16 protein-coding genes are annotated in these 22,613 nt (G+C 49.8%); 12 read left to right on the forward strand and 4 right to left on the reverse strand.

The genetic code is table 11. The features are described from left to right. Positions 1 to 20 precede the first annotated feature (20 nt). A complete protein-coding gene (locus EJN92_RS10500) occupies positions 21 to 3,182 on the forward strand; it encodes a S8 family serine peptidase (protein WP_126127775.1) in 3,162 nt (1,053 codons plus the stop codon). A 110-nt stretch (positions 3,183 to 3,292) separates the two neighbouring features. On the opposite strand, the gene EJN92_RS10505 is transcribed toward EJN92_RS10500, so the two are convergent. Continuing rightward, complete coding sequence (locus EJN92_RS10505; RefSeq protein WP_227869799.1) at positions 3,293 to 3,700, reverse strand: hypothetical protein; 408 nt, start codon at positions 3,698 to 3,700, stop codon at positions 3,293 to 3,295. Between the two features lie 284 nt (positions 3,701 to 3,984). On the opposite strand from EJN92_RS10505, the gene EJN92_RS10510 reads away from it, so the two are divergent. The 10 genes from EJN92_RS10510 to prsT all read left to right on the forward strand — a co-directional run bounded on the left by EJN92_RS10510 (position 3,985) and on the right by prsT (position 19,603). Continuing rightward, complete coding sequence (locus EJN92_RS10510; protein WP_126127777.1) at positions 3,985 to 5,382, forward strand: TIGR03013 family XrtA/PEP-CTERM system glycosyltransferase; 1,398 nt, start codon at positions 3,985 to 3,987, stop codon at positions 5,380 to 5,382. 42 nt (positions 5,383 to 5,424) lie between these two features. Continuing rightward, positions 5,425 to 7,497 (forward strand): XrtA/PEP-CTERM system histidine kinase PrsK, encoded by a 2,073-nt coding sequence (gene prsK, locus EJN92_RS10515; protein WP_126127778.1) that lies wholly within the window; start codon positions 5,425 to 5,427, stop codon positions 7,495 to 7,497. A 28-nt stretch (positions 7,498 to 7,525) separates the two neighbouring features. Continuing rightward, a complete protein-coding gene (gene prsR, locus EJN92_RS10520; protein WP_126127779.1) occupies positions 7,526 to 8,878 on the forward strand; it encodes a PEP-CTERM-box response regulator transcription factor in 1,353 nt (450 codons plus the stop codon). Positions 8,879 to 8,897: 19 nt separating this feature from the next. Further along, entirely contained in the window at positions 8,898 to 10,496 is a 1,599-nt protein-coding gene (locus EJN92_RS10525; protein ID WP_126127780.1) for an acyl-CoA ligase (AMP-forming), exosortase A system-associated, read from the forward strand. A 210-nt stretch (positions 10,497 to 10,706) separates the two neighbouring features. Beyond that, positions 10,707 to 11,945, forward strand: a complete 1,239-nt coding sequence (locus EJN92_RS10530) for a pyridoxal-dependent decarboxylase, exosortase A system-associated (RefSeq protein ID WP_227869800.1) — start codon at positions 10,707 to 10,709, stop codon at positions 11,943 to 11,945. A 131-nt stretch (positions 11,946 to 12,076) separates the two neighbouring features. Further along, the gene (locus EJN92_RS10535; RefSeq protein ID WP_227869801.1) at positions 12,077 to 12,859 is read left to right on the forward strand and encodes a S1 family peptidase; all 783 of its coding nucleotides are present in this window, start codon (positions 12,077 to 12,079) and stop codon (positions 12,857 to 12,859) included. 175 nt (positions 12,860 to 13,034) lie between these two features. Further along, positions 13,035 to 14,315 carry a nucleotide sugar dehydrogenase gene (locus EJN92_RS10540; RefSeq protein WP_126127781.1) on the forward strand — a complete coding sequence of 427 codons (1,281 nt, stop codon included), beginning with the start codon at positions 13,035 to 13,037 and terminating at the stop codon, positions 14,313 to 14,315. 18 nt (positions 14,316 to 14,333) lie between these two features. Continuing rightward, positions 14,334 to 15,374, forward strand: coding sequence for an SDR family oxidoreductase (locus EJN92_RS10545; protein ID WP_126127782.1), 1,041 nt, complete (start codon positions 14,334 to 14,336; stop codon positions 15,372 to 15,374). A 30-nt stretch (positions 15,375 to 15,404) separates the two neighbouring features. After that, positions 15,405 to 16,508 carry a GNAT family N-acetyltransferase gene (locus tag EJN92_RS10550; protein WP_126127783.1) on the forward strand — a complete coding sequence of 368 codons (1,104 nt, stop codon included), beginning with the start codon at positions 15,405 to 15,407 and terminating at the stop codon, positions 16,506 to 16,508. A gap of 302 nt (positions 16,509 to 16,810) precedes the next feature. Continuing rightward, positions 16,811 to 19,603, forward strand: coding sequence for an XrtA/PEP-CTERM system TPR-repeat protein PrsT (prsT, locus tag EJN92_RS10555; protein ID WP_227869802.1), 2,793 nt, complete (start codon positions 16,811 to 16,813; stop codon positions 19,601 to 19,603). Positions 19,604 to 19,768: 165 nt separating this feature from the next. Here prsT and EJN92_RS10560 read toward each other — a convergent pair whose 3' ends face one another. The 3 genes from EJN92_RS10560 to EJN92_RS10570 form a co-directional block, all read right to left on the reverse strand. Beyond that, positions 19,769 to 20,242 (reverse strand): low molecular weight protein-tyrosine-phosphatase, encoded by a 474-nt coding sequence (locus tag EJN92_RS10560; RefSeq protein ID WP_126127784.1) that lies wholly within the window; start codon positions 20,240 to 20,242, stop codon positions 19,769 to 19,771. 89 nt (positions 20,243 to 20,331) lie between these two features. Next, a complete protein-coding gene (locus EJN92_RS10565; protein ID WP_126127785.1) occupies positions 20,332 to 21,426 on the reverse strand; it encodes an acyltransferase family protein in 1,095 nt (364 codons plus the stop codon). 246 nt (positions 21,427 to 21,672) lie between these two features. After that, entirely contained in the window at positions 21,673 to 21,948 is a 276-nt protein-coding gene (locus EJN92_RS10570) for a hypothetical protein (protein WP_126127786.1), read from the reverse strand. A 177-nt stretch (positions 21,949 to 22,125) separates the two neighbouring features. On the opposite strand from EJN92_RS10570, the gene EJN92_RS10575 reads away from it, so the two are divergent. Further along, positions 22,126 to 22,530, forward strand: coding sequence for a DoxX family protein (locus tag EJN92_RS10575; RefSeq protein ID WP_126127787.1), 405 nt, complete (start codon positions 22,126 to 22,128; stop codon positions 22,528 to 22,530). The last annotated feature ends 83 nt before the right edge of the window (positions 22,531 to 22,613 follow it).

Raw genomic sequence — 22,613 nt, forward strand, 5'->3', positions numbered from 1 at the left:
CACTCTCAAGGATCAAGAATATGAAACTTCGCCCAATTTCTTTGGCCGCGATGCTGCTGCTTTCCGGTTTTTCCGCCAGCACCTACGCGCAAGAAGCACGTCGTCCTTATATCGTACAACTACAAGCTCAACCAACCGCCAGTTATGCCGGCGGCGTGGCCAATTTAGCGCCAACTCAGGCAACTTCCGGTAGCCGTATTAATTTTGAATCTGTCGATGTACAGAATTATGTGCGCTATCTGGGTGACCAGCAAAATCTGGTGACTTCAACTATCGCCAATGCAGAAATTCTGGCGTCCTACAACACGGTACTCAATGGTTTTGCCGCCATGTTGACGGATGCCGAGGTCCAGAGTCTGCAAAATAATCCTAATGTTCTTAGTGTGCAGGCAAACGAAATGCGCCAGCTACAGACCATTACGACCACGAGCTTTTTAGGTTTAGATGCAGCCAATGGTATGTGGTCGCAGCTTGGTGGTCGCAATATGTCGGGCGAAGGCATGGTGGTTGGTATTATCGATGGCGGTATCTGGCCAGAAAATACCGCATTTGCTGATCGCGTTGATGCCAATGGTGTTCCTACCCATGATGCTGGCGGTACCCAAGTTTTTGGCCCTGCACCTGCAAGCTACAAAGGTGCATGCGATAGCGGCCTGGGCTTCGATCCAGCCAAACATTGTAATAATAAATTGGTCGGCGCGCATGCCTACGCTAGCGGCATGAAGGCCAGCAACCCGACTTTTCACTGGACCGAATTTCTCGATTCTCCACGTGATTCCGTCGGTGGCACTGTAGGCCACGGAGGTCATGGTGATCATACAGCCTCTACTGTCGCTGGCAACTGGGGGGCGACTGCGGTCATCAGTGGCGTCCCTATGGGGATCGCGACAGGGATGGCGCCACGCGCCCGTATTGCTGCGTACAAAGTATGCTGGACCTTTGTCGATGCCACCGCCACTGATGGCACTGGCAGCAAAAATAGTTGTACCAGTATCGATATCGTGAGTGCGATTGATCAGGCAGTTAAAGATGGTGTGAACGTGATTAACTTCTCCATCAGTGGTGGTGAAAGCGTCAATGACTTGGCGGAACAGGCATTCTTGCGTGCTGCCAATGCAGGTGTTTTTGTTGCCGCATCGGCTGGGAATAGCGGACCAGATAACCAGGTGGCGCATATCAGCCCTTGGCTGACTACTGTTGCGGCATCTACACATGATCGCAGCTTGAAGAGTTCAGTCACTTTAGGTAACGGCGCGAAGTATTCTGGTGCGAGTTTCAATACCGTTGATTTAGCTGCGTCTCCTATGATACGGGCAGAAGACGCAGGCCTGGCAGGTGCTGATGCTACTGAATTAAAACTATGTTTTAGTAACAGTGTTGTGTCTCCTGGCACGCCACTGTTGGATCCCGCAAAGGTCGCTGGTAAAGTAGTGACCTGCACGCGTGGTACCAATGCCCGTGTCGACAAGAGTTTGGCAGTGTTAAATGCTGGTGGTGTCGGTATGGTGCTGGTCGATAATGGTGCTGGCTTGGTCGCCGAAGTGCATTCAGTGCCGACTGTGCACGTCAGCGTTGCCGATGGCGCACTGATCAAAACCTACGCAACTACGGCTTCCGCCAATGCAGCAATATCAAAATTTGGCGTAGTCAAGGTGCCAGCACCTATCATGGCGGGCTTTTCCTCACGTGGTCCGAATCGGTTTGATGGTAATCAACTTAAGCCTGACATCACCGGTCCTGGTGTCGATATCATTGCCAATGTAACTCCTGGCATGACTGAGGCAGAGAGAAATGCGATTGCCGATGGCAGCGCCGCTGGAGCTCCAGCTTGGGCGTCCTATCAAGGTACGTCTATGTCGTCTCCGCATATTGCGGGTATCGCGACGCTGTTGCGCCAACAGCACCCGACTTGGTCACCTGCGGCTGTTAAGTCCGCCATGATGACAACGTCTACTCCTACCTTGGATGACGGCCTGATCGGTATGCAAAATGGTAAATTGCCATGGTCACAAGGCGCAGGTCATGTGAATCCAAATGGCGCGGCCAATCCAGGTTTAGTGTATGACTTGGGTAAAAACGATTACATCAAATATCAATGTAAGGTAAATAAAGCGGCAGTCGTTCCAGCCTCTGACTGTACCACTATTGGTACTTTGAATGAGACCTACAACCTCAACTTACCTTCATTAACTGTCGGTAACGTAGTCGGCCCTACAACCATGACGCGTGAAGTGACCAACGTCAGCGATACTGCGGCAACTTACAATGCGGTAGCGAGTTTGCCAGGGTTTAATGTATTGGTGACGCCTTCAACTTTGAATTTGGCAGCGGGTGCAAAGGCTGCATTTACGGTTAAGATCACACCCGTTACCGCAGTCGAAAACGTCTGGGCATATGGTGCCTTGACTTGGTCGGATGCAGCAGGTCACGTGGTTCGTAGTCCACTCAGTGCCTTGGTTGGAAAGGCGATTTCAGCTCCAGCTGAACTCACTAGCGACAAAGTGTCTGGCAGCAAGTTGTTTGCCATTAAGACTGGCTTCACAGGTTTGATGGGAACAGCGAAAGGTGGCTTGAAAGCTGCAACTTTAGGTGACTCCGTTACTCTGGCACCAGGCGCTTTGACCAGTGCACAATTGAAGGCGGCATGTGTTGCAGGCAGCGATACCGCATCGACTAAGGTGCATAATTTTGCTATCCCAGCCAATACAGTAGCGGCACGCTTCTCTTTGCGTAATCAGGATACTAGTAACCCAGGCGCTGATGATTTCGACATGATGTTGTTGAAACCTGATGGTAGTTACGTCTATTCTGGCAATGATGGATCTGCAGAACAGGTACAAGTCGCTAGCCCGGCAGCAGGTAATTATAAAGTCTGTGTAACTGCCTACGGAACGGCAACTGGTAACCCAGATATGAGCTACCGCATGTCTAACTGGGTCGTGACGACAGGCGATACTGGTGGCAATTTCAGCTTGGCAGCTCCAAGTAAGGTGGTTTCCGGTGCGAATGCGACTGTCGGCATGAGCTGGTCTGGTTTGGCAACGAATCAACGTTACTTGGCGGCCGGGCAGTTTAAAGATGCTGGTGGTAACGTGCAGGCGACTACTATCCTGCGAATAGAAACGGGTGCAGTAGCTCCAACTGCAGTTGGCGAGCGTAGTGATACTAGAATTAGCAAGTAAGTATTTCTACAGCATTAACTGCGGCAGTCTAGATCCTTGATTCAGACTGCAATAACAAAGGCTGCAATTTTAAAATTGCAGCCTTTTTCTATTTTTCCTTCCCAAGCATTTCATTTTGCAATGTTTACGCCTTCTAAACCTAATTGACATGTACCCATAGTCGGCTTTTCTGCCGGAAACTGACAATAAGCACCGGGGTCTTTGATCGCCATGCAGTTGCTGATTTCTCCGGATGCCTTGATTTGCGCTTCACGCAAGCTGCGATAGCGCTGGCTAAGCGAGTTTAATAACTCTGCGTTGGTAGCAAGGTTAGACCATGCAAGATAGAGCTCGGGGCCACCGCATGCTTTCAGCCCTATCCCTATGGTTTTGCATTGTTGCTGATCATCGCAGGCGGCTTTGGCTATGTTGTCGCGGATCTGCTGCAGCAATTGCAAGGCCTCAGTCTTGTCATTGGCCTGTGACGCAGTGGCAAAAAAAATGCTACTGATAATAAAAATTTTAGCAAGCGCTCTCATGATGGAGTTCTCCGTATTTGCAACAGTTTTTAGAAATTTCACGCTTCGTTATTGTTGGCGTTGCATCAAGCAAATTTGGCTTGTATAGTAAGTTCCAGTGTGATGCTTGCCGAGGCAAAATATGTTGTGAATCGGCATCGAGTGAGGCCTATAAATCGATTATTGATTGTCTTCTTAATCATACTGTCATGCAAGGATGTTAAAATAAAAAATATTTAAAAAATATGTAAATTAAGCATTTTTTATCTAAAACCCCTCGCTCTAGCAGCAAACTCGGAGTTTCAATGTTGCGAATCGCAAATCACCATGTCTCTAAAATTACCTTTAGCTTATTGATATTTGAGTTTTGTATTTCGCTGGGCGCTGTCTATTTGGGTGCCATGGTCAGGATGCTAGATCATAGTTACCCTTCGTTTGTCGGCATAGAGCACTTTTTCTTTACTGCAGTCACCTTTGCGCTGACTGTGGTTTTTAGCCTCAGTGCCTTGGGCATGTATCAAATTAATTTTCGCGAGGGAATACGCAATACTTTTTTGCGTTTAATGCCGGCATTCGCGTTGGCCTTGACCATGATCACGATGCTGTTTTATGTATTTCCCGATCTGTATTTAGGTCGTGGGGTGATGGGGCTGGTCTTTGTATTTTCCGCTAGCGGGGTGTTGTTGGGTCGGGTACTGTTTTTTAAAACATCCGAATCTAGCTTGTTGAAATCACGCATTATATTTTTAGGTACAGGCAAACTCGCGCAAGAATGCCATGCACTGGCCTTGAGTAATACTGCTCACCATGACTATGACATCATAGGTTTTGTACCTGTGGCGAACGAAGAGACTTGCGTGCTTGCCAAGTACATACTGCCACACTCGGAAGGTATCGTTGCTCTGGCAGCAAAACATCAGGCCGATGAAATTGTGGTGGCGGTACAAAACCGTCGCGGCGCTCAATTTCCTATACAAGACCTATTAGATTGCAAATTGAATGGCGTCAAAGTCATCGATGCGGCGGCTTTTTTTGAGCGCGAGGCCTGCCAGATTCGGGTGGAATCTTTACAGCCAGGTTGGCTGGTATTTGGCGAAGGTTTCAATCAAAGTTTTTCACGTAAATTTAGCAAGCAAATCTTCGATCTGGTGGTGAGTGCTTTTTTATTTGTATTGACCTTGCCGCTCATGATTTTTACTGCCAGCCTGATTGTTCTGGAAGATCGCGGACCCATTTTTTATCGACAAGAGCGGGTAGGAAAAAATGGCCAAACATATAGTGTACTGAAATTTCGCAGTATGGGAATCAGTGCCGAGCAAGCCAATACCCCACAATGGGCGACTAGCAATGACCCCCGCACCACGCGGGTAGGTAGTGTGATACGTAAATTGCGTATCGATGAATTGCCACAAATTATTAACGTCTTAAAAGGCGAGATGAGCTTCGTTGGGCCGCGCCCAGAACGCCCATTTTTTGTCGAGCAACTCTGCAAAGAAGTTCCTTTTTACAATATGCGGCACAGTATTAAACCTGGCATTACTGGCATGGCACAAGTGCGTTACGCCTATGGCGCTTCGGTAGAGGATGCACTGCAAAAACTGCAATACGATCTTTACTACGTGAAAAACAATAGTCTGTTTTTGGATGTTTTAATTCTTTTGGAAACAGTACAAGTTGTATTGCTGGGGAAAGGTGCGCGATGAAATTGCTCACTTCTCGTCTGACTTCATCAGAAAGTAGTCCGGATGTTCATTAGCGTTGCGGTTCTAAGTTATGCCATCGCAGCGGTGGCATTTGCACTTCTTTCCCTGCTTTTGCTCACCAAATGGCGCGGTAGATTGCATTGGTTGTCGATGACAGCTGCTTGCTTACTGACCGCGGTCTGGGCTGCAAGTCTCGCTTCGCATGCCTATTTAGAAATCCCCCTAAGCGTCTTGGCGCATACGCTTGAGTTCGCGCGTAGTGCGGCGTGGGTAATTTTTTTACTTATTTTGTTAGATCCACCGCAAGAAATTCGGCTTTCTGCGCTAGCCAATGCCAAGCCTCATGTCTTGGTGATCTGTGGATTTTTAATCCTACAATTATTTGCCACGCTGCTGCGCGAACTTGCTCTACCTGATTTTCTCAAGACGATTCTTAATCTATTGGGTGAGACCAATGGGCGCGTGGTGATGTCGGTAATTGGTATGTTGCTGGTCGAGCAGTTCTTTAGAAACACCTCAGAAAAAGGACGTTGGGGTATCAAATTTGCGTGTCTCGGCATAGGTGGATTGTTTGTCTACGATTTCTATCTGTATAGCGACGCCATGCTGTTCCGTAAGGTGAATGTAGAGATATGGGCCGCGCGCGGCATCGTTGATGCTATCACCGTGCCGCTCTTGGCGATTTCGATTGCGCGTAATCCTAAATGGTCGCAGGGCATCCTGGTATCGCGCCGGATCTTATTTCATTCTGCGACCTTGCTCGGTGCCGCTTTTTATCTATTAGCGATGGCCGCCGCTGGTTATTATTTGCGTTATTTTGGCGGTAACTGGGGCTTCGTGATGCAGGTCGCCTTTTTGTTTGGTGCCGTGGTTCTGTTGGTTGTATTGATATTCTCTGGATCGGTACGCTCTTGGTTGAAAGTCTTTATAAGTAAACATTTTTACAATTATAATTATGACTATAGAGAAGAGTGGATACGGTTTACCCGCACGCTCGCTATGCCTGGGCCAGATCTGGGAGAACGGGCCATCCGTGCGCTGGCGGAATTAGTCGAGAGCCCGGCGGCGGCCTTGTTTGTGGTGCGGGAATCCAGCTTTTGCGAAGCATCGAGTCAATGGAATATGCAGCTAAACGACAGTGCCGAGCCTATGACTAGCGGTTTTTGTCGCTTACTGGAAGAGAAGCAATGGGTGATCGATCTTAGCGATGTAGATTTTGGCTCTGAAACCTATGAGGCGGTTATTATCCCGACTTGGTTGACGGCCTATGATAAAGCCTGGCTAGTCTTGCCATTAATTTTGCACGGTAAATTATTTGGCTTTGTGGTGTTGGCCAAGGCCAGAAGTGCGCTTAAGCTGAATTGGGAAATCCTCGATTTATTGAAAATAGCGGGTAGCCAGGCCGCCAGTTATCTGGCTCAGCAGGATTCAGCCAATGCACTGATGGTGGCAAGACAGTTTGAATCGTTTAACCGTATGTCTACCTTCATGGTGCACGATCTTAAGAATCTGGTGGCGCAATTATCCTTGTTGCTGTCGAATGCAGAGAAGCATAAGAATAATCCTGAATTTCAGCAAGACATGCTCGATACCATAGAGCATTCTGTACAAAAAATGAAAGTCCTGCTGCAAAAGCTCAGCCGTGGCGCCAGCACCGAAGAGCGTAGTGGCATCTTTTTGGATCAATTATTAGCCCAGGTGGTGGAATCAAAAGCACCCTACACACCGAAGCCAGTTTTGGAAATTTTAGAAAAAAATCTCTGCATCAAGGCCGACTGGGGACGGCTAGAGAGAGTCATAGGACACATAGTACAAAACGCCATCGAAGCCACAGCCAAAGATGGTGAAGTCAGAGTGATCTTGCGGCAAGACGCGAATAATGCAATTGTCGAGATTCGCGACACCGGAGTGGGGATGACAGAAGAATTTATCCAGGAAAAATTGTTTAGTCCTTTTGTTTCTACCAAGCTAGCGGGCATGGGTATCGGGGTATTTGAAACTAAGGAATATGTGCAGGAATTAGGTGGTACGCTGGAAGTGAGTAGCCAACCCTCAAAAGGAAGCACATTCAAGTTAGTCTTGTCGCTATTTGAGCCGGAGCAGAAAGCCGCTTAATGAAACATACACCACAAAAGGTTACGCTGTGAGCCAGGAAAAAAAGACATTGTTGATCATTGAAGACGATCTGGGATTGCAGAAGCAATTGCGCTGGAGCTTCGATGCCTACGAGGTATTGGTGGCCGGTGACCGAGAGTCTGCTTTAGCCCATGTGCGCAGGCATGAGCCGGCGGTGGTGACCATGGATCTGGGCTTGCCGCCAGATCCGGATGGCGCGACCGAAGGTTTGGCTATCTTGCAGCAAATTTTGGCGCTGGCACCGGATACCAAAATCATCGTTTTATCCGGCAACCAGGAGCGCGATAATGCAGTCAAGGCGATCGCTCTGGGAGCCTACGATTTCCATCAAAAACCGTTTGATCCTACCTTGTTAGGCTTGGTCATAGAGCGCGCTTTTTTCTTGCATCAACTACAGCTAGAGAATCGTCGCATGTTGCAAATTCAATCGTCATCGCCCATGTCTGGTGTCATCAGTCGCGACCCCGGCATGTTGAAAGTCTGTCGCAACATAGAAAAAGTCGCGCCGTCTTCGGCCTCAGTGATGTTGTTGGGCAATAGCGGCACCGGCAAAGAAGTCTTGGCGCGCGCCCTGCATCAGCTTAGCCCACGTGAGAATAAGCGCTTCATGGCGATCAATTGCGCGGCCATTCCCGAAAATTTATTGGAGAGTGAGCTGTTCGGTTACGAGAAAGGCGCGTTCACGGGAGCAGTTAAACAGAATCTAGGCAAAATCGAATTAGCCAATGAGGGTACGTTTTTCCTTGATGAGGTCGGCGATTTACCCATGTCACTGCAGGCTAAATTACTGCGTTTTTTGCAGGAGCGGGTGGTCGAGCGCATCGGTGGTCATAAGGAAATTCCTGTCGATGTGCGCATCGTCTGCGCGACTCATCAAAATTTGAAAGAATTGGCCAGCACCGGACGTTTCAGGGAAGATTTGTATTATCGCCTCAGCGAAATAGTCATCAATATCCCGCCCTTATCTGAACGCATCGGTGATGCAGCCTTGCTGGCGCATCATTTTAAAAATAAATTCAATGCCAAAGAGGGCCGTTCTGGCCTCAGCTTCAATAAAGAGGCGATGGCCTTAATCGAAAGCCATAGCTGGCCGGGCAATGTACGCGAGATGGAAAACTGTATCAAACGCGCAGTCATCATGGCAGACGGGCCGCAAATTACCGCTGATGATCTGGGTTTGTCAACGTTGCCGGTAGAAGAAGAGGCGATCAATTTGCGCCAGATCCGCGATGAAGCCGAGCATAAAGCCGTACTTAAAGCGCTGGCCAGGGTAGATGGGAATATGGTCAAGGCAGCCGAATTGCTCGGTATTAGCCGTCCCACCCTATACGATTTGATGAACCGGCACGCCATAAAATAGGCGCTTGCCAAGACCAAAAATGCCAGATTTATTTCATACACTGTTAACGGATAGCTGCGCAAAAACACCGCAGGCGCCAGCCTTGCGTTATCAATCTAAGGACACCGATTACGCCAGCCTGCTGCGCCAGGTCAAGCAACTGGCCAGCGGCTATCTAAATCAAGGAATAGCGCGCTCTGAGCGCATCGCAATTTATCTGGAGAAACGGCCGGAAGCGGTAATCGCCATGTTCGCCGCCTCTGCTGCGAGTGCCGCCTTTGTTCCTGTCAATCCACTCCTGAAAGCCGAGCAAGTGGCGTATATCCTGGCCGACTGCAATGTAAAAATTTTAGTCACTTCGGCGCAGCGTTTGCGTAGCCTGACTCAGGTATTGGCGGCCTGCCCCGACTTACACAGCGTCATCGTGCTCGATACCGAAACCGTCGACCAGTTAAAGCTAGCTGCCACTATCCAGTGCTTGACTTGGACGCAGGCATTGGCCGCAGCTGAGCTGGCACCGGCTGCCGCGCCTTGTATTGATGTCGATATGGCGGCCATCTTATATACCTCGGGCAGTACCGGCAAACCCAAAGGCGTGGTGCTGTCGCATCGCAATTTATTGGCGGGTGCGGCGAGTGTTGCCGGCTACCTTCACAATCAAAGCAGCGACCGCATACTCGCCGTTTTACCGCTCAGTTTTGATTACGGATTGAGTCAGGTAACGACCGCATTGAGCGTCGGTGCCTGCGTGGTTTTGATGAATTATCTGATGCCGCAAGACATAGTGCGCGCAGTCGCAAGCGAAAATATTACCGGACTAGCCGCAGTGCCGCCGCTATGGCTACTGTTGGCGCAGCAAAAATGGCCGGCTGTCAGTGCTTTGCGCTACCTGACTAATTCGGGTGGTGCCATGCCTAAAACTACCCTAGAGGCTTTGCGGGCGCTGTTTCCGTCTGCGAAAATCTATCTAATGTACGGCCTCACCGAGGCCTTTCGTTCTAGTTACCTCGATCCTGAAGAGCTGGATGCCCGACCAGACTCGATAGGTAAGGCGATACCCGGGGCAGAGTTAATCGTGATGAATCAACAGGGCCAGGTATGCGCTGCTAATGAAGCTGGAGAATTGGTGCATCGTGGCGCGCTGGTGGCTTTGGGTTACTGGAACGATGTAGAGAAAACGGTGGAACGATTCCGCCCCCTGCCGCCACGTTTGGCTGGCCTGCCTTTGCCAGAAATCGCGGTTTGGTCGGGCGATACGGTACGCATGGATGAACAAGGTTACCTGTATTTTATCGGTCGCGAAGATGACATGATCAAGGTTTCTGGTTACCGCATCAGCCCTAGCGAAGTCGAAGAGGTGGTGGCTGACTATCTTGCTTTGAATGAACTGGCCGCGGTCGGTGTGCCACACCCGCAATTGGGGCAGGCGATCGTGCTGGTGCTCAAGCAAAATGCCCAACAGAGCTTGCAGGCGGAGGCGATCAGACAGCATTGCCAGCAAAAATTACCAGGCTATATGCAGCCGGCGCATATACAGATCGTGGCAGAAAATTTACCGCGCAATGCGAATGGAAAAATAGACAGAAAATCCCTGCAAGCGCAGTTTCAGAATATTTTTATTGCTAGCGAGCAGGCATGAGGATGCACAACTACGCCCAAGCAAATTTAACAACAGGCAGGCCGCTGGCGCAGTATCCATGCGCCTTTCCAGCCTATCTGCCCGCAAAGCCGCATGGGGATTGCGGCTTGAGCCTGCTGCCTTATCGCTTCTTAGTTCGGTCTCTTAGTTCAGTCTCTCAGTTCAGCAATCTCACCTCAGCAATCTCACCTCAGCCGCCACGGATAGCGCATGCCCACTATGAATAAACCACAGCATGCGCCACTCACGCAGTTTGCAGTCCAGGACGGCTGCTTGCAAGTCGCTGGTATCCCTTTGACACGGCTGGCGCTGCGGGTAGGCAGTACGCCGTTCTATGCTTTCGATAGAGCATTGCTGGATGCGCGTATTGTGCAGCTACGTCAAATCCTCCCGGGTGGTCTGCAGCTGCATTATTCGATTAAGGCCAATCCTATGTCGGCGCTAGTGCAGCACATGGCTGGCCTGGTCGATGGCCTTGATGTCGCTTCTGGCGGCGAACTAAAGTGTGCGTTGGATACTGGTATGCCAACCGAACACATCAGTTTCGCCGGGCCTGGCAAAACCGATGCCGAGTTGAGTCAGGCCGTGGCGGCGCAAGTGCTGATCCATCTCGAATCTTCTTCAGAATTAGAACGTCTGAACCACATTGCGATCGCGCTGGGCATGCGTCCCAAAGTAGTCCTGCGTATCAATCCAGATTTCGAATTGAAGTCGTCTGGGATGAAGATGAGCGGCGGTTCTAAGCCCTTCGGTGTCGATGCCGAGCAAGCGCCGCAACTATTGCAACGCATAGGCACACTGAACATGGATTTTTACGGCTTGCAAATTTTTTGTGGCTCACAAAATCTGAAGGCGCAAGCCATCATAGAGGCGCATGCGAACACCTTTCAACTGGCCTTGAAACTGGCGGAATATGCGCCGCGTCCTTTGCGTTTGCTCAATATCGGGGGCGGCTTTGGTATCCCGTATTTCCCTGGTGAAACCGCACTTGAATTGCATAGCATTGCCGACCATTTGCAACTATGGATGCAACGCTTGGCAAACGAGCTGCCGGCGGCCGCGGTGGTGTTAGAACTTGGTCGATATTTAGTCGGCGAGGCCGGCATTTATGTCGCCAAAGTGATCGATAAAAAAGTCTCGCGCGGACAAATTTTTTTAGTGACCGATGGCGGCATGCATCACCACCTGGCTGCCTCCGGTAATTTGGGTCAAGTCATACGCAAGAATTATCCAGTCGCGATCGGCAATAAAATGGCTGCAGAGAATAAGGAATTGGTCAACGTGGTCGGCCCGCTGTGTACACCTTTGGATATTTTGGCCGATCAAATGCTACTGCCTGTGGCCGAAGTCGGCGACTTGCTGGTGGTATTCCAGTCCGGTGCCTATGGATTAAGCGCCAGCCCTAGCCAATTTTTAAGTCATAGAGCTGCGCTGGAGGTTCTGGTTTAGCGCGGCAATGTGCTGGAAGCCACGGCTAAGTCCTAAATATGATGCAAAAAATACCAAAGTTCATTACACTGCAAAGTCTGGGTGCTGCTACTAAAACAGGTCTTTTTTAACGGAAATTTATTCCCTACACCATGAATAATTCATCGCTTCTGAAGTATGTTTTATGTACGACCCTGATGCTATCCTTTGCGCAAGCCGGATACGCGGTAGATTTCCCATCCCTAGTCAAAAATATCAAACCTTCTATCGTGGCGATCGCCACCTTTGAGAAAACCCGCGCACCGGCCGTTAGTTTTTCCGGCACTGGCTTTGTGGTGGGCGATGGTTTAACAGTTATTACCAACGCCCACGTGGTCAACGGCTCCTTAAAAGTGAGCACTGACAACGGCACCGAACCTAGTCTGGGTATCCTGGTCGCCAAAGGCGAGGGTACAGAATTTAGAAGCGCTACCATCATCGCGATTGATGAAGAACATGATCTGGCGAGACTGAGAGTCACCGGCAGCCCTTTACCGGCATTAGAGTTAGGCGAGGCCGACAGTGTGGTTGAAGGCCAGGCGATCGCGTTTACCGGATTTCCGCTGGCGATCAGTCTGGGTTTTCACCGCGCCACGCATAAGGGCACGGTCGCGGCGATTACGCCTATCGTCAAGCCTGCACAAGATTCACGTCGGCTCGACCCTAAAGTGGTGGCACAACTGCGACGTACACCGTATTCTGTATTTCAGCTCGATGCCACCGCCTATCCGGGCAATAGCGGCAGCCCGGTCTACGAGACAGAAACCGGACGCGTCATCGGCGTGATCAATATGGTGTTTGTCAAAGGACTCAAGGAAACCGCGATTACCAATCCTAGTGGCATCACTTATGCGATACCGGTTAATTATGTCCAAGAATTACTGCAAAAAAAGTAGGCCTTACGCAAAACCGCCCCAGCGTTGTTGTATCCGTCTTGCCGTACTAAAGTACTGTCTTCGACGCTACGCCTAGCTGGGACAATTTAGCGTAAGTCCTAAAAAGATGTAAAGCCAGGCCCGCGATATCGAAAATGATGTCGGTTTATTTTAATTTTATTCAGATGAGGATTTTATGACTATCGTAGGCGTGGTGGGACTGGGATATGTGGGCATGCCGCTGGCAGTAGAGTTCGGTAAAAAAATGACGACGATAGGCTTTGATCTATCGGCAAAAAAAATTGCCAGTTACCAAAAATTTATCGACCCGACCGGCGAACTGTCTACGCCCGAGTTAGAAGCGGCGCGCCACCTCAGCGTCAGTACCGATCCCAGCACTCTGGGGCAAGCCGATTACGTGGTGATCGCGGTGCCGACGCCAGTCGATCTGGCACATAATCCAGATTTCACTCCGCTCATCGGTGCCAGCGTTACCGTAGGCAAGCACATGAAGCGCGGCGCCATCGTGATCTACGAGTCGACCGTGTACCCGGGCGCGACTGAAGAAGTCTGCATCCCGGTATTGGAAAAACACTCTGGCTTGAAATGGAAAGAAGATTTTCATGTCGGGTTTTCACCCGAGCGGATTAATCCCGGCGACAAAGAACATACTTTAACCAGCATCTTAAAAATCGTCTCTGGCGATGATGCCGACACCCTAGATAAAATCGCCAAGCTGTACGAAACCATCATCCGCGCAGGCGTGCATAGAGCCACCAGCATCAAGGTGGCCGAAGCCGCCAAGGTCATAGAAAACACCCAGCGTGATTTGAATATCGCGCTGATGAACGAATTGGCGATTATTTTCGATATGATAGGCATCGATACGCTGGAAGTATTGCAGGCGGCCGGTACCAAATGGAATTTCCTGAACTTCCGTCCTGGTTTGGTAGGCGGCCATTGCATCGGTGTCGATCCGTATTACCTGACCCACAAGGCCGACATGCTGGGTTACCATCCGCAAGTGATCTTAGCCGGTCGTAGAATTAACGACGGCATGGCCAAGTTTATCGCTGAAAAAGTCGTCAAGGAAATCATCAAGGCCGGCCATCATGTGAAGGGTTGCGTGGTCAATGTGATGGGACTTACTTTCAAAGAAAATTGCCCGGATTTACGCAATTCTAAAGTGGCAGATATGATTTTTGAGCTGCAATCTTACGGCGTCGATGTGCACATCTACGATCCGCTGGCCGATAGCGCCGAGGCCGAGCATGAATATGGTCTGAAGCTAGAATCATGGGAAGATTTACCACTCGCCACGGTGACGATTGCCGCGGTTTCGCATGCAGAATTGATGGCGCGTCCCTTGTCCGACTACCAGGCTAAGTCAAGTGCCGATGCCTGCTTCGTCGACATCAAATCCAAATATGATCAAGCCGCCCTGCGCGCGGCGGGATTTACTGTCTGGCGTCTGTAATTTTCACCCGTATTAAACATGACTAAATTTGAAGATGTACAGCAAGCGCTACACACGCATCAAGCCACCTGGTTAATCACCGGCGTGGCTGGTTTCATTGGTTCAAATCTACTGGAAACTTTACTCAAGCTCAATCAGAAAGTGCGGGGGCTGGATAATTTTTCGACTGGCTATCAGCATAATCTGGATCAGGTGCAGGCTCTGGTGGGGCCAGACTTATTCAAGAATTTTCAGATGATAGTCGGTGACATCACCAACTTTAAAGATTGCCAGCTGGCCTGTCAGGGTGTCGATTACGTCTTGCATCATGCTGCGCTAGGCTCAGTCCCGCGCTCGCTGGAAGATCCTATCCTGACCAATGCGAATAACGTCACTGGCTACCTCAACATCATCACCGCTGCGCGCGATGCCAAGGTAAAACGCTTTGTGTACGCGGCATCGAGTTCCACTTATGGCGATCACCCTGGTCTACCCAAGGTCGAAGCGGTGATAGGCAAGCCTTTGTCACCTTATGCAGTCACCAAATACGTCAATGAACTATATGCCGACGTGTTTGCGCGTTGCTACGGTCTCGATACTATCGGTCTGCGTTATTTCAATGTGTTTGGTCCGCGCCAAGATCCAAATGGTGCGTACGCGGCAGTGATACCGCAATGGGTCGCGGCCTTGATTAAAAACCAGACTCTACGCGTCAATGGCGATGGTGAAACCACGCGTGATTTCTGTTTTATCGCCAACGTCGTACAAGCCAATCTGCTGGCTGCACTGAGTGACAATCCTGAAGCCGGCAACCAGGTTTATAACGTGGCACTCAACGATAGCACCAGCCTCAATCAGCTGTATCAAATGATGAAAGCCTTATTGATCGCCGATTTTCCGCATCTGGCACAGCATCATGCCACTTACGCACAATTTAGAAATGGCGACATCCGGCATTCTCAGGCCGATATCAGTAAAGCCAGGAAGCTGCTCGGTTATCAGCCCACGCATAGGGTAGACCAGGGTCTGCATGAAGCCATGCAATGGTATAAGCAGAATTTACTGAACCAGACTGAATAAGCTCATGCAGCGACAGTCAGAGGTTTTTTGATGCGTGCAGTGCGCGTTTTCATGCAGTTAGATAGTCTGCCTGAGGCATATCGAACTTTGATGTCGGAGGCGGAATCGGCATCGAATTTCTTTTCCAGCTACGCGTGGTTGCAGACTCTGCATGCACATTCACTGGGGGCGGAACACAGCTTGCGCCTGTATGGCTTGGAGAAAAATGGCCAGCCCTTGTTGTTGCTGCCGCTGTGCTTTAACTCCCACCAGCGCAGCGTTTTCCAGGCACCGGCTTTACTCGCCGCCTCTAATTACTATAGCTCACTGTTCAGCCTGATCCGCGCCTCTGAGCCAGCGGCGACCCAAGACGAACTGAATTTTTTGCTTCATCACATTGCGCAGGAAGTGCCGCGTTGGGGCAGTCTCGATCTGCATCCGCTGGCGCTGGAGGCCAGGCAATTACCCACGATGGAGATCGCCTGCCGTGCTGCGGGGATGGCAGTGCAGCGTTATTTTTGTTTTGGAAATTGGTATCTCAAACTCAACGGCCGCAGTTTTCCTGAGTATTTCGAGAGCCTGCCATCGCGCCTGAAGAACACCCTGAAAAAGAAGCAAAAGCAAGCCAGTAAAAATCACAATTTGCAGTTCAAGCTGGTGCAAACGCCAGCGCAATTAGTCACGGCGCAGGCCGCATATGAACAAGTCTATCGCGCCAGCTGGAAGCCCTCTGAAGCCCAACCTGAATTCATTGCAGCGCTGATGCTGCTGTGCGCCCAGCAAGGCAGCCTGCGCCTGGGCCTGGCCTATCTGGATGGACAGCCGGTCGCGGCCCAACTGTGGATCGTGCATCAAGCTAGCGCCTTGATTTATAAACTTGCCTACGATGAACGTCATGCACAACTCTCTATCGGTTCTCTGCTTACCTGCCACATGATGCAGCAGGTGATCGACGTTGATAGAGTGAGCGAAGTCGACTACCTGACCGGTGACGATGCGTATAAACAGGATTGGATGTCGGATAGGCGCGAACGCTGGGGTCTGCGCGCCTACAACTTGCGCAGCCCGGCTTCTGTGTTGGCGGCAGCCTGGCATCTAGGGCGCCAGCAACTCAAACGTCAGTTGCAGCGGGCGGCGGCCATTTTTAAAACATGATGCCGCTAACGCGCATATTCCATGCGGCTTTGCGGCCAGATAGGCTGGAGACCCGCATGGAATATGCGTGCTGGGCTTTGCTTAATCGGAAAAAGGAAAATGCGGAGTAAGGACGAGCTGATTTTGGAAATCAACAAAGATGAAATTTTGCAACAAATCACAGCTTTTTCGCAGGCGGTGAAAGTTTAATTTTCTGGCAATGTGGATGCCAGTGAAAAGTGGTGTAATCTTGAAAAACGTAGTGTTTGAATAAGAATTTCTGTGGTTTAGCCCGTCTTTATGTGAGTCAACAAGGATTAACTATGTCGAACAGCAATAAAAAATATTCGTCTATCGCCCTGCTTACCAGCACCCTGATATTGGCGCTGAGTTTAAGCGCCTGTAATAAGGCTCAGAGTACCGATAAGTTTTTGGCTGATGCTAAGCAATATCAGCAAAAAGGTGACAATAAGGCTGCCATCATTCAACTCAAGAACGCCTTGCAACAAGACGCGAACAATAAAGACGCACGCTTTTTACTCGGTACTATCTATCTGGAAACGGGCGACGCGCTGTCGGCAGAAAAAGAATTACAAAAGGCAGTCAGCCTGGGCGTCAGCCCCGCCACTGCTTTGCAGGGGCTTTCAAAAGCCAAGCTGATGCTGGGCAAGGCGCAACAAGTACTCGATGATACCGCGCAAGACCCACGCGCTAAAACTGATCCCGCCTTCATGAGTCTGCGCGGCAATGCATACATGGCTCTGGGCAAAAAACCAGAAATGAAAGACGCCTTCGAACAAGTCTTGAAAATAGATCCGAACTATCCCGATGCCTTGATCGGCCTGGCCTCGCTGGCCATCAGCGAAGGCGATATGGATGGGGCGCATAAGTATGCCGATATCGCAGTCAGTAAAAACCCAAAAAATAGTCGCGTGCTGATGTTTAAGGCCAATTTATTGAGGGCGCAAAGCAAATTTCCTGAAGCTCTGACCGCGTTTGATGATGCCGCCAAAGCCGAGACCGAAAATGGCGCCGCCTTTGTGGCAAAGGCTGAAATAGAAATCGGTCTGAAAAAATTTGAAGAGGCGCAGAAAGATATCTCTGCCGCGAAAAAAATTGGTGGCAATGCAGTACTGGTTTTTTACACTCAGGCTTTACTCGATTTCAGTCAGGAAAAATACACCGCTGCCTGGGAATCTCTGCAGCAAGTCCAAAAAATGGCGCCAGACTATCTGCCCGGCTTACTTTTGTCTGGTTCGGTACAAATGGCGATGGGCGCGTATCCACAAGCCGAAAGGTTTTTGCGCAAGTACCTAGAGAAAAATCCGAATAATCTGTACGCCCAAAAGCTCTTGATTAGCAGTGTGATGAAGGGCGGCGACAGCAAAGCGGCACTGGCCTTGATCGAGCCGCTACTACTCACGCAAAAACAGGATAGCCAGTTATTTGCACTGGCCGGCGAATCCTATATGCAGCAAAAAAACTTCAACAAGGCCACCGAGTCTTTTGAAAAAGCCAGTGCCTTGGCACCTAAATCGGTTGAATATCACACCGCGCTGGGCCTGAGTAAGCTGAGTACGGGAGACAATGGTAGTGCTATCGCCGAGCTGGAAAAAGCCAAAGAGCTCGATGCTAAATCGAGTAACGCTGGGGTGCTGTTGATCATGACCCATATGCGCATGAAAGAAACCGATAAAGCACTGGCAGCGGCCAACGCGGCGGAGAAAGAGCAGGCTGGCAATCCAGTCATACAAAACCTCAAAGGCGCGATTTATCTGGAGAAAAAAGACCCGGTAAAAGCGCGCGCCAGTTTTGAAAAAGCCTTAAGCCTGCAAGCAAATTATTTCCCGTCTGTGCTAAACCTGGCACGCATGGATTATCAAGATAAAAAACCTGAGGCCGCCAGAAAACGCTTGGAGACGGTATTAGAGAAAGACAAGAAAAATCTGCAAGTCATTGTGGCGCTGGCCAATCTGGCGATCACAGAAAAGAAAGAAGCAGAAGCTAAAAAATGGCTAGTGCTAGGCACCACCGAGCATCCAGATAATCCTGGCATAGTGCAAATGCAAACGCAATATTTGATGTCATTAGGCGAAAAAGACAAGGCGCTCGATCTGGCCAAAAAAGCCCAGGCCAGCCACCCTAGCGAGCCAGATTTTATGGAATTACTGGCGATGACCAAGCTAGGCCTGGGCGACAAAGCCGGTGCCTTAGATAGCTATCAAAAACTGGCTGCGATGTTGCCCGGATCGGCAGCAAATCAATACAAGGTGGCCGGCGCGCATATGGCCTTGAATGACAACGCAGCCGCCATTGATGCCTTGAAAAAAACCTTGGGTATCGATCCGCATTATTTCGAGGCGCAATTGGCATTAGGCTCGCTCTTGGCTAAAAAAGGCAATCTCGATGAGGTGTTGACATTAAGCCGTCAGATTCAGAAAGATCATGAAAAATCACCGGCTGGTTTCATCATGGAAGGCGATGTATTAATGCAGCAGAAAAAAGCAACGGCTGCCTTACTAGCCTACGAGAAGGCCTATAAACTCAACCAGAACGGTAACCTAGTCATTAAGCTTCACGGTGCAATGGTGGCCGATGGCAAAGCCAAAGATGCAGATTTGCGCATCAATAAATGGCTCAAGGATCATCCTACTGATAATGAGACGCGCATGTATCTGGCCAACTACAATATGCCTAAGCAAAAAAGTAAGTTGGCGTATATAGAGCAACTACAACTGATCTTAAAAACTGCGCCTGAGAGCGTCATGGTCTTGAATAATCTGGCTTGGGCCTACGGCGAAGAGAAAGATCCGCGCGCTCTGGAATACGCCGAAAAAGCCAATAAATTGGCTGAAAACACCCCAGTGGTGATGGATACGCTGGGCTGGATACTGGTAGAGAAAGGCGATCTGGCACGCGGCCTGCCGCTACTGGAAAAAGCCAGCACCGGTATGCCTGAAGTGCTCGATGTACGCTATCACTACGCCATGGCGCTGCTCAAATCGGGCGATAAAACCAAGGCGCAAAAAGAACTGGAATTCATCGCCGCCAGCAAAAAACCTTTTGCCAAAATGGATGAAGTCAAGGCCTTGTTGAAGAAAAACGCTGCGACTTAAGCGTTAAGCCTGGCGAGCATTGCCGCAAGCAGAGTAGGGCATTCTTAGCTAAGAATGCCCTTTTTTATTGGCGTGGGAGTTCTAGCCTTGGTCTTAGTTCGAATTTTCTCGATATCGCCCTATTGCAGGAAAAATGGAGGGGCGAACTGTCTGAGTGAAACTGCTCTATTTTTGCAAATGCGCCAGTAGACCTGCGCTGGCGTCTTCTATGTAATCGAGCACCAGGTCAAAGCCGCTGCTGCCGCCGGAATACGGATCGGGCACTTCGTCGGTTTCAAAATTATTCGCGTACTGCATGAATAAGCCGATTTTGTGGCGATATGCGGAGGGACAAGCCGCTTGCAACAGCGCCAGATTATCTCTATCCATAGCCAGCACATAATCAAATTTCTCAAAATCATGGGCGCATACCAGACGCGCCTTTTGCTGGGATAAATCGTAACCGCGCTGTCTGGCGAACTGCTGCGAGCGGGTATCCGGTGCGGCACCGACGTGATACGCATGGGTACCGGCCGAATCGATCTCTAGCCTCAGCCCGGCCGCTTGCGCCTGGGCTCGGAACACGCCTTCGGCGGTCGGAGATCGGCAAATATTGCCCATGCAGACAAACAAAATTGAAACGGCTGGCGTATCGGTCATATGCTTAAATCCAGATGAATTAAAAATCAAGGCAAAAATGTTGCCTCAATAGTATCATAAATTAAGCGCTGACATCGTGAGTTAGTTGACTAGACGGGTGGCGCGGGATCGAGGTTTAAACTTTTTGTTGGTTTGTTGTTTGCGATAAACCGGCCTTTTATAGCTAGCGCAGGTTGCTCCAACAGATACCAAGACAATACGGCCAGCATTAACGTCACGGAGACCGACAGCAGCGTGAGCAGCGCGACCGATATTCCCGGAAACAAGGCGATCACAGATTGCTGCACCGGGAAGGCGTAAATATAGACTCCGTAAGAATAATCACCTAGTGCATTGTATTTTCGAATGCGGCCCGCCGGCACATAGGCCAGATAGAACAGGATATAAGCGAGACTGACTTGATACACCAGAAAAAACGCCTGTTGACTCAGCATTGAAGAGCCTAGTAAGGCAAGACACAGCGGCCAGAATACGCGTGCACTTAGCATTACTCTGTCCTTCAAAACTGCATAGGCGGCACCAGAGAAAAACATGAAAAATAATCCGTCAGCGGGGCAATGCTCAGCGCCAGAGAAAAAATGCACGAGGCTAAAGATGCCAGCACCTGTGGCTAGTAATACGATCAAGCGACGAAACAGTAGCAAACCCTGGTTCTTCCAAACATGGCAAACAGCCCAAAAAATCCCCAAAAAAATATACATCTTTACTTCGTACACCATCGTCCACAGTGAGCCATTGACCGCGCCCTTGTAGGGATTATTTTCAAACACCCCAGGCAGGTAATAGGCGGCACCCGTCACCAGAGTTAGACATTTATGCAGATAATAGTAAATCTGTGGGTGGCTATAGTAGCTTGCCAAAGGCAAACTGGTAAAAACTGCGCCCAACACAAAAACGCTCAGTAGCACAACTATCAGCAACGCAGGATAGATGCGCGAGGCCCTGGCCAGCAGATACTCACGCAGACTTTGCCTTTGCAACAAACTGCCGGTCACTAAAAAGCCGCTGGCAATAAAAAACAAATCGACCGCGATCGAACCTAAGCTGATACCAAGCTCCTGGCCCAAGGGTTCTGGCTGCTTGAGCAAAGCAAAACTGTGACCGGCCAGTACCGCCAGCGCTGCGAGTATGCGGATCAGATTGTAATTATTGTTTTTTCCCGACGTGACGCTCGATAACTTCATTAAAAATTCCTGTTGCAAAAAATGCAGATCAATCTTGAGGCGTTCTTGGCCGCGTCAAACTAAGGCAGACATTATCCGATGAAAACTCTGGTGAACAAACTAAATCGCGTTTGTGCAGTGAAGCGCAGCATTCCAGATGCGCAGAAAATTATCCGCCCAACACCCCTGCCAGTGCGCATATTCCATGCGGTTCTCCCGGCACCCTAGCCGCTAGGCCGCATGGGCTATGCGTGAGCGGGCAGGTGCTTACCGATTGGGAAAGCGAAGTTCAAATTGCTCAGGACGCTCGCCATCTACCTGCAGCAAGCGATCCAGGCGCAGCTCGCTAGCATTATCCAGGCGGAGATAATCGGCACCCGCTTTGGCGTAAACATCGGTGATCAGCGCCTCACAAGTCTGGGTACTGCCATCTTCTGCCAGATACACCAGCACGCAGCGCTGCCGCCGCGTGGCCAAGGCTTCGAGCACGTCGTGGAATTCGCAATTAACACTGCGATAGGTATTTTCAGGCGTATTGTTCATGTTATTTTGTTCATACTGTTATTGCCCTTTTACTCAAGAGAGTCTATGAGAAATGCGTGTAAGGCGATGAGTCAATTCTGCCGTTAATGGAATAATGATTGCCATTTTATGGTCTTCTGTATTGATTATGGAACATATACACTCTCTTCATCATCACTCAACCTAAAGGATTTCTCCATGAACGCACTTACTTCTTTCGGCCCTTTGCTTGGTCGTATCCTGATCGCCAGCATCTTTGTCTTATCTGGCATATCAAAAATTACCGGTTTTGAAGGCACGGTCGGCTATATTGCCAGTAAGGGCTTGCCATTCGCTAGTCTGGGCGCAATCGCTGCCATTATTGTAGAGCTAGGCGGAGGTATCATGCTGATCATCGGCTGGAAAGCACGTTGGGCGGCAGTTGCCATGTTGTTCTTTACCGTCGCTGCGGCCTTCATTTTCCATAACTTTTGGGGCGCAGCGGCCGATCAGGCGCAAAACCAGATGATACATTTTATGAAAAACATCTCTATGGCTGGTGGACTGTTGTTTGTAATTATCCACGGCAGTGGCGCCTTGAGCCTGGGAAAAACCAGAGCATAATCAGCCACAATTAACGTCCAAAATTAAGCGGAGCCCGCCTTTAGGGGCGGCCTGCTTGATTGATCAATTTTGAAAAACGCAGA

It is taken from the genome of Undibacterium parvum, assembly GCF_003955735.1.
GTDB lineage: Bacteria > Pseudomonadota > Gammaproteobacteria > Burkholderiales > Burkholderiaceae_D > Undibacterium > Undibacterium parvum.